This window comes from Enterococcus sp. 2G9_DIV0600 (genome assembly GCF_002140615.1).
Lineage (GTDB): Bacteria > Bacillota > Bacilli > Lactobacillales > Enterococcaceae > Enterococcus_D > Enterococcus_D innesii.
Map to the genome: position 1 here is coordinate 88372 of NZ_NGLL01000002.1, position 12430 is coordinate 100801.

Annotated in this window: 12 protein-coding genes; 9 read left to right on the forward strand and 3 right to left on the reverse strand. The window is 45.9% G+C overall.

The genetic code is table 11. The features are described 5' to 3' along the window. The first annotated feature begins 57 nt into the window (after window positions 1–57). The 9 genes from A5870_RS13930 (at window position 58) to A5870_RS13970 (ending at window position 10180) form a co-directional block, all read left to right on the forward strand. Entirely contained in the window at window positions 58–345 is a 288-nt protein-coding gene (locus tag A5870_RS13930) for a PTS cellbiose transporter subunit IIB (protein WP_086293506.1), read from the forward strand. A 31-nt stretch (window positions 346–376) separates the two neighbouring features. Then, entirely contained in the window at window positions 377–1795 is a 1419-nt protein-coding gene (locus A5870_RS13935) for an L-fucose/L-arabinose isomerase family protein (RefSeq protein ID WP_060791682.1), read from the forward strand. Further along, window positions 1786–2622, forward strand: coding sequence for a transketolase (locus tag A5870_RS13940; protein WP_086293508.1), 837 nt, complete (start codon window positions 1786–1788; stop codon window positions 2620–2622). The genes A5870_RS13935 and A5870_RS13940 overlap by 10 nt, the downstream gene beginning before the upstream one ends. Next, window positions 2609–3550 carry a transketolase family protein gene (locus A5870_RS13945; RefSeq protein ID WP_086293510.1) on the forward strand — a complete coding sequence of 314 codons (942 nt, stop codon included), beginning with the start codon at window positions 2609–2611 and terminating at the stop codon, window positions 3548–3550. Before A5870_RS13940 ends, A5870_RS13945 begins: the two co-directional genes overlap by 14 nt. A gap of 1 nt (window position 3551) precedes the next feature. Continuing rightward, window positions 3552–5000, forward strand: coding sequence for an FGGY-family carbohydrate kinase (locus A5870_RS13950; RefSeq protein WP_086293512.1), 1449 nt, complete (start codon window positions 3552–3554; stop codon window positions 4998–5000). Window positions 5001–5012: 12 nt separating this feature from the next. After that, the gene (locus A5870_RS13955; RefSeq protein ID WP_086293513.1) at window positions 5013–5870 is read left to right on the forward strand and encodes an alpha/beta hydrolase; all 858 of its coding nucleotides are present in this window, start codon (window positions 5013–5015) and stop codon (window positions 5868–5870) included. A gap of 46 nt (window positions 5871–5916) precedes the next feature. Further along, window positions 5917–7197, forward strand: coding sequence for an apiosidase-like domain-containing protein (locus tag A5870_RS13960; protein WP_086293515.1), 1281 nt, complete (start codon window positions 5917–5919; stop codon window positions 7195–7197). A 5-nt stretch (window positions 7198–7202) separates the two neighbouring features. After that, window positions 7203–8516: a PTS sugar transporter subunit IIC gene (locus tag A5870_RS13965; protein WP_086293517.1), complete on the forward strand. Its 1314-nt coding sequence runs from the start codon at window positions 7203–7205 to the stop codon at window positions 8514–8516. 221 nt (window positions 8517–8737) lie between these two features. Further along, window positions 8738–10180: a glycoside hydrolase family 1 protein gene (locus tag A5870_RS13970; RefSeq protein ID WP_005226517.1), complete on the forward strand. Its 1443-nt coding sequence runs from the start codon at window positions 8738–8740 to the stop codon at window positions 10178–10180. A 107-nt stretch (window positions 10181–10287) separates the two neighbouring features. On the opposite strand, the gene A5870_RS13975 is transcribed toward A5870_RS13970, so the two are convergent. Genes A5870_RS13975 through A5870_RS13985 form a run of 3 tightly spaced genes read right to left on the reverse strand, consistent with a single transcriptional unit; the run spans window position 10288 to window position 12395 of the window. Next, the gene (locus A5870_RS13975) at window positions 10288–10644 is read right to left on the reverse strand and encodes an MmcQ/YjbR family DNA-binding protein (protein WP_086293519.1); all 357 of its coding nucleotides are present in this window, start codon (window positions 10642–10644) and stop codon (window positions 10288–10290) included. Window positions 10645–10704: 60 nt separating this feature from the next. Next, complete coding sequence (locus tag A5870_RS13980) at window positions 10705–11457, reverse strand: ABC transporter permease (protein WP_086293521.1); 753 nt, start codon at window positions 11455–11457, stop codon at window positions 10705–10707. Then, on the reverse strand, window positions 11454–12395 hold the full coding sequence (locus tag A5870_RS13985; protein WP_086293522.1) for an ABC transporter ATP-binding protein: 942 nt from the start codon (window positions 12393–12395) through the stop codon (window positions 11454–11456). The genes A5870_RS13980 and A5870_RS13985 overlap by 4 nt, the downstream gene beginning before the upstream one ends. Window positions 12396–12430 lie beyond the last annotated feature (35 nt).

Consider the following 12430-nt stretch of genomic DNA (forward strand, 5'->3'; position numbering starts at 1 on the left):
CTTGTGCTATATTTAAGGTGTAAAAAGTAAGGGATTACATTTTGAGGAAGTGAATAGATGACACAGATCGGTCTCTTTTGTGCAACTGGGCTCTCCAGCGCACTGCTCGTCAAAGCGCTCAAAGAACAACTAGCGGATGATCAGCATTACCAAGTCAATTCCGCGCCTTTTTCAGAAATATTTATGGTGGGGAATGACTATGATTTTTTGATTTTAGCTCCTCAAACCCGCTTCAATCAAGCGAAAGTCGCCACAGCCTTTCCTGATAAAAAAATCGTTTTACTGACGGATGAGGAATTTCTGAGCAAAAATGTAACACGAATCGTCGAAGAAATAAAAATTTAGCTAAATATACTAAAACGCAAAGGGTGGTTTTATGGATAAAGTAACCATCGGGTTCGCCCCGACTAGAAGAAATTTGTTTAGTGCAGAAGCAGCCATTGAGTACGCCAATCTGACACGACAAAAAATGGACGAACTCGCCATTGATTATGTAGATATTTTAGATATCAATGAAGACGGCTTACTATACGATGATGAAGGGGTTGAAAAAATCGCCGAAAAATTCAAAGCAGCAAAGATCGACGGTCTTTTTCTAGCCAATGAAAACTTTGGTACGGAATATGCCTGCGCTCGTTTAGCCAAAAAACTAGATGTTCCCGTCTTACTATGGGGACCCAAAGACGAGACACCAGCCGCTGACGGTTCACGTTTGCGGGATACGCAATGCGGTCTTTTCGCTATCGGGAAAGTCTTACGCCGTTTCAAGGTACCCTTCACCTATGTCAAAAATTCTGATATTGATTCACCGGAATTTGCCCGCGGCTTGCAAGACTTTATCAAAGTCTGCAATGTCGTCAAGACCTTCAAACAAACACGAATCTTGCAAGTTGGCCCGCGCCCCTTTGATTTTTGGACCGTGATCTGCAACGAAGGCGAACTATTGGAGCGTTTCAATATCTCGCTATCACCAGTACCGATTCAAGAAGTGGTGCAGGAAATCAAGAAAGTCAAAGAACAGCAGCCAGATAAATTGCAAGCAGTCATTGATTATTTTGAAACCAATACGGAAGTCCAAATTTCGGCGAGAGATTTGGAGATGGTGGCAGCCCTCAAAGTGGCTTTGCAAAACTTATGTGAAAGCTACGGCTGCAATGCAGGGGTCATCCAGTGTTGGACGGCCTTACAAGACGAAATCGGTATTTTACCGTATGCCTCCTTGTCGCTGTTACAAGAAGAAGGCTTACCTTTTGTCTGTGAGACGGATGTCCATGGGGCGATCTCGGAACTGTTGGTCGAAGCCGCTTCGTTGGGGGAACACCGAGCAATCTTTGCGGATGTCAACTGCCGCCATCCAGAAAACGAGAATGGCGAATTGCTGCAGCACTTAGGGGTTTTTGCTTATTCCACCGCAGAGACCAAACCGATCTTGCCGCAACGACATTTTGTTTTTGACTATCCAGGATCAGTCGCTTTTCGGGCAATCAAAGACGAGTATACGCTGTGTCGCTTTGATGGGGACAACGGCGAGTACTCACTGCTGATGGGCACTGGTAAAGGGATTGATGGACCATACAATCAAGGGACCTATCTCTATCTGGAATTTGCGAATTTGAATCGCTTGGAATTCAAACTCGTTGAGGGCCCTTATATTCATCACGTTGCGGCGGTCAGAAAAAATGTGGTGCCGATCTTGTACGAAGCATGCAAATACATCGGTGTGCAGCCAGATTTTTATGATCCAATCGAAGAAGACGTCAAAGCATACTTGAGAGGGGATCAATCATGGAAATAAACGAGCTGGAAATGAAGGCTTTAACGATTCGAAAATCCGTGTTAGAGCTGATCTATCAAGCAAAAACGGGTCATACTGGTTCGGATCTTTCTTGTACCGATATTTTAGTGGCCTTGTATTATCGGATAATGAATGTCGATGCGAAAGACCCCAAAAAGCAAGATCGTGACCAGTATATCCAAAGTAAAGGACATGCGGCAGAAGTACTATGGGCCGTTTTAGCGGACAAAGGTTTTTTGCCGAAAGAAGAATTAGCCACCTTTTCGCAATTTGGTTCACGACTGATCGGTCATCCAAACAATAAAGTAGCTGGTGTTGAAATGAATACTGGTTCGCTAGGTCACGGCTTACCTGTCGCAGTAGGGATCGCCTTGGCAGGCAAACTGGATCACCGCACGTATCAAACCTATACGTTGTTGGGAGATGGCGAATTAGCAGAAGGCTCGGTATGGGAAGGAGCCATGGCGGCTGCCAACTACCAGCTGGACAATTTGACCGCCATCATTGATCGCAACGGCTTGCAGATCACTGGCGCCTCGGAAGATGTGATGGCAGTGGAGCCGCTAGATGAAAAATGGCGTGCCTTTGGTTGGGATGTGCATATCGTTGATGGCAATGATATGGCTGCCTTGGTGGCTGCATTAGAAAAACCGCATCAGCCCAATCAACCGAAGCTGATCATTGCCAAAACCATCAAAGGCAAAGGCTATTCTGCAGCCGAAAATCAAGCGCAATGGCATCATAAAGTGCCAACGGCAGAAGAGCTTGCACAAGCCATTGCCGAACTTGATCAGCAAATGGAGGTTTTGACTCATGGGAAAAAATAATATTGCCAATCGCCAAGCGATGTGTGACGTATTGATTGAAGAAGGAAAAAAGAATCCTGCGATTACGGTGTTGACCAGTGATTCTCGTGGTTCCGCTTCGTTAGCACCTTTTGCCAAGGAATTACCGACACAATTGGTGGAAGTAGGGATCGCAGAGCAAAACATCGTCAGTATTGCGGCCGGCTTAGCCCATATGGGCAAACGCCCTTTCGTTGCCTCCCCTGCTTGTTTTCTCAGCATGCGCAGTATTGAGCAGATCAAAGTCGATGTCGCGTATTCGAATAAAAATGTCAAACTCATAGGCATCAGCGGCGGTGTCAGCTATGGGGCATTAGGCATGAGTCATCATTCCTTGCAAGACATCGCAGTGGCACGAGCGATCCCTAATTTGCAAGTGCTGTTGCCAGCAGATCGCTTTGAAACGATCCAAATGTTTAAAGCCTTAGCGGCATCAAATCAACCAGCCTATATCCGTCTCGGTCGCAATCCTGTTGAAGATTGTTATGATTCTGCAGATTATCCTTTTGAGATCGGCAAAGCCATTGAGCTGAGAAGCGGTCAAGATGTCGCATTGATCGCCACCGGTGAAACCGTGCGCCAAGCGTTGGATGCTGCTGAGCTATTGGAAAAACAAGGCATCACTGCTACCGTTTTAAATGTTCATTCCTTGAAGCCCTTTGATTCAGAAGCGGTCAAACGAGTAGCGAAAGAAACAGGCACCGTGATCACTGTGGAAGAACACAGCCGATACAACGGCTTAGGAGCTGCCGTGGCGGAAACGCTGGCAGAAGAAACGGGCATTCGACAAAAAATCATTGCTTTTCCGGATGAAGCCTTGATTACTGGTTCTTCGGCAGAACTGTTTGCCCATTATGGATTAGACGGTGCCTCCATAGCGAAAACAGCGGTTGCGTTTCTAGGAGCTTAAGATGGACAAGACCTATCAGCTTGTTTTAGATCAGAGTACATCCGGTACCAAGCTCTTACTGTTTCAAGAAGGGAAAATCCTGCAGCGTTACGATAAAAGACATCGCCAAATTTATCCAAAAGTCGGGTGGGTCGAACATGATCCCCTCGAGATTTGGCAAAATGTCCAAGAATTGCTGGCACAAGTGTTTCAAGACCAAGCGATCACTGCAGATCAAATCGTTTCCTTGTCATTGACCAATCAGCGAGAAACGATCGTTGCTTGGGATCGATTGACTGGCAATCCCCTGTACAATGCGATCGTGTGGCAATGCAACCGCAGCGCCGCGATTTGTGAAGAATTGACGGCACAAGGCTGGGAAAGGACGATCAATCAAAAGACCGGTTTGCGCTTAGACCCGTATTTTTCTGGCACCAAAGTGAAATGGTTGGCCCAAGAATTATCGGCCATCAAGGAAAAGTCGGGGACTGGCGAATTGGCGATCGGTACGATGGACAGTTGGCTCCTGTGGAATTTAACGCAAGGGACAGTATTTGCGACAGAAGCCAGCAACGCTTGCCGAACATTGTTTTACAATATTGAAGAGGGCCGTTGGGATGCAGAGCTCGTCAAACTTTTTGGCATCCATTTAGCAGACTTGCCAGCGATCCAACCTGCTGATACGGTTTTCGGTAACTATCACGGAATCCCTATCAAAGGAATCTTAGCCGATTCACAAGCGGCATTATTCGGGGAAGGTTGTCAAAGCCTTGGGGATGTAAAAATCACGATGGGCACCGGTTGTTCGATCATGATGCAAGTGCAGCAGGAGCAGACGTTGCGGGATCGCCGCATTTTGACGACGGTCGGCTGGCAAACTAGCCAGGAAACAGCGTTTGCGCTAGAAGGCATCATCCGTTCCTGTGGTGACGCCATCAACTGGTTCAGTGAGCAAGTGGCTCCGCTGCCAGATGTAACTGAGATCTGTCAAGAAGTGCTGACCAGTGACAGTCAAGAAGACATCTATTTTATCCCAGCATTGCAAGGAATGGGTGCCCCATTTTGGGATAATACGATGACCGCCAGCTTTGTCGGCATGAAACGCACGACGACGACTCATGAGCTGTTGAAAGCCGTTTTAGAAAGCATCATTTTTCAAATCAAAGCAGTGATCGATGTGATGGAAGAAGTCGCTGAACGACTGATCAATCAGGTAATGATCGATGGCGGTGTTTCGAAAAACCGCGCCTTGATGAGCTTATTAGCGACTTTGATCAATAAACCCGTCATCGTCAGCGAAGTCGAAGAATTTTCAGCCATCGGCACGATGCTTGTTGCCAATCCAACCATGAATGAACCAGCTATTCAGCAAACCACGATCGTTCCGCAAGCCGAACAGGCCGTGATCCGTTTGAAATATGAAAAATGGAAACGGTTCATTGAGAAGTCAGCTGCTTTTAGTGAAGGATAAAGGAGGAACTATATGGAGATTCAACGAATTCAACTGAATCAAACGGCTTACGTGGCTACCTATTTATTGCACCAATCCAAAGAGTACAATGTCGGCAAGAAACGACCGCTAGTGATCGTCTGTCCAGGCGGCGGCTACGCCTTTACCAGTGATCGAGAAGCAGAAGTCATTGCCTTGAAATTCAATAGTATCGGGCTAAATAGCGTTGTTTTATGGTACACCACCGGTGACCAAGTGAAAAACGTTCCCCATAATGCCTTGATGGAAGCCGCCCAAACCGTCAAGATCATTCGCGAGCATGCTCAAGAATGGTTGGTGGATGAAGAGCAAATCATCGTTTGCGGTTTTTCAGCAGGCGGACATCTAGCGTTGCAGTTAGCGACGCGCTGGCACGATGCTGAGCTGGCAGAAGCATTGGGCGTTAGCAGTGACTTATTGAAAGTGAATTTGGCGATCGCTGGCTACCCATTGGTTTATCAAGAGCATGCCTTCCCAATCGATGAGCTAGGCTTTGCCGCTCGTCTGATCGAAACACCTTTAACTGCCAACGAACGCTTTTTTGGGAGTAAACAACCGACGGAAGAAGCCATTCAATCCATGAACATTTTGCATCATGTCGATCAGTGGACACCTCCGATGTTTCTCTGGCATACGACGGAAGACGTCTTAGTCGATGTGGCACACTCGTTGAAGCTGGCGGTCAAATTAAGAGAAGCAGAGATTCCATTTGAACTGCATATTTTTGAAAAAGGCGAACACGGACTGGCATTAGCGGATCGAACAACGGCACGCAAGCCAAGTCACCTCAATACTCATGTCGCTAAATGGTTTGAGCTGTGCGAAGGCTGGCTTAGCAGTTATATTGATTAAAAAACCGCCAGTGCACAACTTGTGCCGATGAAAGGAGAACACCACCGTGAAAATCACCGTAAGCCAAAATAAACGCACCTTATTGCGAGACGGCCAGCATTTCTTTTATTTAGCCGATACTTGCTGGAGTGCCTTTACTAGTATTCAAGAAAATGACTGGATCACCTACTTAGACAAACGCAAAGAGCAGGGCTTCAATACCCTTCAAATCAATGTGTTACCGCAATGGGATCGCAGCCGTGGTCAATTTGACTGCTTGCCGTTTCCTCTTGATGCGGGCGTCTTTGATTTTACTGTTTGGGAGGATGCCTATTTCGAACGGGCTCAGCGTCTTTGTAAAATTGCCGATGAGAAAGGGTTTACTTTAGCGTTGGTCGTCTTGTGGTCAAACTATGTCGCAGGCACGTGGGCTAGCCAGTTGGACAAAGAACGCAACGTGTTGCCGGAGGATTGCCGCCAGGCCTACTATCAAAAAGTGATTGCGACGTTTGATGCCTTCCATCCGATCTACTTTATTGGTGGCGATACGGACTTCCCAACACAGCCAACCATCGATACGTATCTAGAAGCCTTTGTTTTCTTTGAAAAGCATTCGCCCAATACCCTGAAAACGATTCATATCAAGGGACGTTTTGAAGAGATTCCCGCAACGATCGTCGAACATTTGGACTTATTTTTATACCAATCAGGTCATAACAGCGCCTTTTTGAATATGCCTTATTATTTGGCAGAGCGTTTTTATCAAAGACAACCGCAGCTGCCGATCATCAACTCAGAACCTTGCTATGAACAAATGGGCTATGCCCGTCACGTATACGGTCGATTTGGTCAAAAAGATGTCCGCAAAGCAGCATGGCAATCATTGTTAGCCGGCGGCTCGGCTGGGATCACGTACGGTGCTCACGGCATCTGGAGTTGGCAAACCTCGACGGCAACCTTTGCGGAAGAAATCGGGGAAGCATTTGATCGTCCGATGATTTGGCCAGAAGCTTTGTCTTTTCCTGGGGCAGATGACTATGGCTTTATCAAGCAATTATTTGAATTATTAAATATTCAGGAGCTTGTGCCTTGCCAAGAGCGCTTGATCGATGCAGATGAACAGATTCGTATGGCAGCTATCGCAGGAAGGAAGGATGCCTTGCTTTACTTGCCAAGCAATACAACAGTTCGCCTGCAAGGAGATCTTTCTACAGCGACCGTCACATTGATCGATTTGAACACCAATCGTTTCTTGAAACCAAAACTGACAGTTACTGATGGTATCACTGTTTTCCATCCCCACAATTGTCACGAAGATGTATTGTTCGTCATCCAAATAAAGGAGTGAAAAAAATGGATAAGTATATGGATAAGGTGTTAGTATTTGCAGATAAAATCTCCAACAATCGGTATTTAAAGGCAATTTCAAACGGGTTGATGGCGACGCTGCCGATCAACATTATTGGCTCGATCGCCTTGTTGTTAGCAGTTTTGCCGATTCAAGGGTGGACAGATTTTATCAACTCGATCAATATTGGCGGTTATTTTTCCGTCGGTTACAGTATGACCGTTGGGGTTATCTCAGTGTACGCTTCCTTTCTTGTCGGGCACCGTTTAGCGACAGAATTTAAGCAGTCGGCAGTCCCTGCCGGCATCGTTTCGTTGTTTGCCTTTTTGATGATGACGCCAATGGTCACCTTGGAGGAAACAACGACTCTCGACATGAGCAAACTCGGCTCTCAAGGCTTGTTTACCGCTATGATCTGTGGCTTAGTCTTTGCTCGTTTGTACTGCTTTATTTTAGAAAAAAATATCGCCATCAAAATGCCAGCAGGCGTGCCGCAATTTGTGACGGATACCTTCGCCGGTTTGATTCCAGCAATTATTTCTGGGTTTACCGCGATCGTCATTAGCTGGGCATTCAGTTTTACTTCTTATGGCTCATTCTCAGATTTCATCTATCAAATCTTGGCAATGCCGCTGCAAAGCTTGTCTTCTAGTGTCGGTTCGTTGTTATTTATTGTACTGATCCAAATGGTGCTATGGTTCTTCGGTATCCATGGTTCGTTGGTGGTGGGTAGCTTTGTCACCGCTTTGTACTTACCAATGGATGTGGAAAATATGGATGCTTTAGCTAGCGGCGTTGCGCGTTCCGAGCTGCCGAATATTTTGAGCAAGTCGTTTTATGATTTGTTTGCTGGTATTGGTGGGGCTGGAGGAACATTGTCATTGATTATCGTTATTTTGCTGTTGGCGAAATCCAAACAATCACGGACAGTCGCTAACTTGAGTGCCGTTCCTGGATTGTTCACCATTAATGAGCCGGTGATTTTTGGCTTACCGCTGATTTTGAATCCAATCATGGCGATTCCGTTCATATTAACACCATTGGTTCAAGTGCTTGTAGCATACCTAGCGATCTGGAGTGGGATCGTCCCACGACTTAGTGGCGTACAAGTTCCCTTTGGCACACCGATTTTTCTAAATGGGTTTCTAGCTGGAGGCTGGCAGGTCGCAGTTCTACAAGTCGTTTGCGTTTTGGCAGGCTGCTTGCTGTACATTCCTTTTGTTAAAGTTTTAGATAAAGGAAAATTAAAAACGGAAGCAGAAGCAGCGCAAGCGGAGGTTCAAACTGAAAGTATCGATGCAACGGGGGAAACGGTTTAAAAGAAACCGATTTTATGATGACAAGCCAACGAGTTAGTGCTATAGTTAAAGAAAGAAAACCCACGTGGATTGTTACTGACTCGATCAGGCAAGACCTAAATAAGAAAGCGCTCTTCTCGTTTTAGCAGCGGCTCTTATTTAGGTTTTTTGTTTTTTATCGGGGATTTTTCAGTAACCAGCTAGGTAGGTTTATCAAAAGAAAACAAAAGGAGAACGAGCAAATGGCAAAATTTCCAGAAAATTTCTTATGGGGCGGCGCGACCGCAGCGAATCAATTAGAAGGGGCGTTCGATCGCGATGGCAAAGGCTTGTCAGTGGCGGATGCAATGCCTGGCGGCAAACAGCGTTTAGCGATTTTAGGCAGTGATACGTTTGATTGGACGATCGATGAGGACAAATACACCTACCCAAATCATCGCGGGATCGACCATTATGACCGTTTCAAAGAAGACATTGCGTTGTTTGCAGAAATGGGCTTCAAGAGCTATCGTTTTTCTATCGCATGGACACGTATCTTTCCAAAAGGCGATGAAACGACACCAAACGAAGCTGGGCTAGCATTTTACGATGCGCTGATCGATGAATGTTTGAAATACGGGATCGAGCCAGTGGTTACGATCTCTCACTATGAAATGCCCTTGCATTTAGCCAAAGAATACGGTGGCTGGAAAAACCGAGCATTGATCGATTTCTATGAACGTTTTGCAAAAGTTGTCTTGGAACGGTTCCACAGCAAAGTCAAATACTGGATGACCTTCAATGAGATCAACTCTGCTTTCCATTTCTCCGCATTGAGTCAAGGGATGGTCAACAGCACGGGTGCCAGCGACTTTACAAACGTGATCCAAGCGTGGCACAACCAATTTGTTGCCAGCAGTAAAGCAGTCAAAATCGGCCATGAATTAAACCCAGAGTTACAGATCGGTTGTATGATCATTTATGCAACGACTTACAGCATTGATGCGAACCCGGTCAACCAAGTGGCGACGATGATCCATAATCAAGCCTTCAACTACTACTGTGCCGACGTGCAAGTACGTGGAAAATACCCATCTTTTACGGATCGTTTGTACAAAGAACACGGCGTCAATAAAGAGGATCTTGAGATTACCGAAGAAGACTTAGCCTTGATTGCTGAACATACTGTTGACTATGTTGGCTTCAGCTACTACATGTCTTCTGCCGTGGATATCACCACAGAAGAAGCCGATGAAGTGCAAGGAAACTTGTTGGGTGGTGTCCGCAATCCATTCTTAGAAGCAAGTGAATGGGGCTGGCAAATCGACCCAGAAGGGCTGCGCATCGCGTTGAATGAACTGTATGATCGTTACCAAAAACCGTTGTTTATCGTGGAAAACGGCTTAGGAGCCATTGATACCTTTAACGAAGAAGGTAAGATCGAAGATGACTATCGTATCGATTACTTGCGCCGCCACATTGAAGCAATGGGGGAAGCGATTGCTGATGGCGTAGACTTGATCGGTTATACGCCATGGGGCTGTATCGACCTTGTCAGTGCTTCAACAGGCGAAATGAGCAAACGCTATGGCTTCATCTATGTTGACTTTGATGACGAAGGCAATGGCACGATGGATCGTTCCAAGAAAAAATCCTTTGATTGGTACAAACAAGTCATTGCAACAAACGGAGAAGAGTTGGCCTAAGTGTTTCGTTAGACTCACGGATGACACAGGATCCGTTATAAAAGAAAACCGATCGACGGTGCTCCTATACAGGTGCATCGTTGATCGGTTTTTTGGTGATATTTGGTTTAACGGGTACGTTCATAGCTGTCTCGTAACAAAGATTGGAGTTGTTTTTCTGATACAGAGTCATCTAGTAATGCGGTGAGCCAATGGTTTTTATTCATGTGATAAGCGGGTAAATAACCGCGACTTTGATTGATGATCGAAACCATTTCGGGCGCTGCTTTGACATCTAAAATCTCGATCATTCCTGTTCCTTCCAGGCCTAATTTCTGCTTTTCTACAGTCATCAGCAAGCCAAACCATTTGCCGTTTTTGCGGTGTCGCAAGACTTGGTACTCAGGAAACTTTGCAAACGGATGGTCGACCTGAACATCATTGAAGGTCTTAGCGAAGGCGATCAGACGGTTTTTAAGATCCATGGGTATCCCTGCCTTTTTATAATAGAAAACTACTTATATTATACCACTGATTCCTTTTACCTAGCGTAACCGTTTTTGATAAAGCATTCGTGCCAAGAACCAGCTCACCACTACGATACCGCCGCACCAGCTAAAGGCACTGATCAAGGTGGTATCTTTCAAGTTTAACAAAAGTCCTCGCAAAGAATGGATGATCGGCGACATTGGTTGGTATTCAGCAAAAATGGCTAACGGGCGCGGCATGGTTTCCGTAGGGACGAAACCAGAGCTTAAGTAGGGCAAAAGGGTGATCAAGACAGTAAACAAGGTAGCTGTCTCGGGGCTTTTGGCGATGAGACCAACCAGAACTGAGACCCAAGTGAAGGCGAAGGTGAAGCAAAAGATCAATAGGAAGGCGAGTCCCCAGCCTGTAACTGTGGCTTGAGGGCGAAAACCGATGACCATGGCAACGATCAACACGACCAAGGTACTGATCAAGCTCCGAAGGGTCGCGGCGAAGACATGGCCGTTTAAAAAGGCTGAGTTAGAAATATTCAAGGTCATCAGCCGTTCCACCATGCCGGATTTCAAATCTTCCGTCACCGTTACCCCAACGGAGGAGGCGCTTTGGGCGATACATTGGACGAGAACACCAGGAACGACAAAATCGACATAAGAGGTATCGCCGACGTTCATGGCTCCCCCAAAAACATAGACGAAGAGGATCATTAAAATCGCTGGGGTCAAAATTCCACTTAGTAAAGTCTCCATACTGCGAATCGATAGCAAGAGATTGCGTTTGAATAAGGTGTTGGTTTCTATAATTGCTTTCATTGGTTTCCTCCTTGGACAAGTGTTAGAAAAATATCTTCTAAAGAAGCATTCTTTTGATTAAAACTGGTGATGGTGATCGGTAGTTGATTGAGTTCCTGCAACAGCGTGAAGGAATGCTGGAAGTCTTGACTGACGGGAAATGTCAGAGAGAGACTGGACTCATTGACTTGCAGCGGAAAATCAGACAGATGCTGACGAACGGTCTGCAAGTGTTCTTTCGTCAATACGCTGATTTCCATCGTTTGCGAAGGGTGCAGTGCTTTGACTTCCGTTGGTGTTCCTTGCAAGATGATTTTCCCTTCATGCAAGATGGCGACTTGGTCTGCTAAAAATTCAGCTTCTTCTAGGTATTGGGTCGTCAGGAAAATCGTTCGTCCTTGAGCGGCGATCTCTTTGATCATGTGCCATGTGGCTAAGCGGTTTTGCGGGTCTAACCCGGTCGTCGGTTCATCCAAAAAGAGCAGGTCAGGTTCGCCGATAAAACTCATGGCGATGTCTAAGCGTCGTCGCATGCCACCAGAATAATTTTTGACTAGTCGGTTGCTGGCATCCACCAAATCAAAACGCTCTAACAAATGTTGGACGATCAACGGTTTATTTTTGACATGGCGCAAGGCAGCAATCATCAGCAAGTTTTCTCGACCGGTCAGTTCTTGATCGACGGCGGAAAATTGCCCCGTCAGACTGATTTTCTCGCGAATCGCTGCTGGATTTTTGGTCAAGTCGATCCCATCGATCAGCGCGGTTCCTTGGTCAAAAGGCAGGATAGTGGACAAAATTTTGACTAGAGTGGTTTTTCCAGCACCGTTTGATCCTAGTAAGACAAATACTTCGCCAGGAATGACGTCAAAAGTGACCTCTTTCAAAACGGTTTTGTCTTTGAAACTTTTTTGTAAATGTTTCACGTGAAGCATTTTCTTTTTTAAATGGGTATCCATAGCTTTTCCCTCGTTTCTATAAGATAATTCAACTA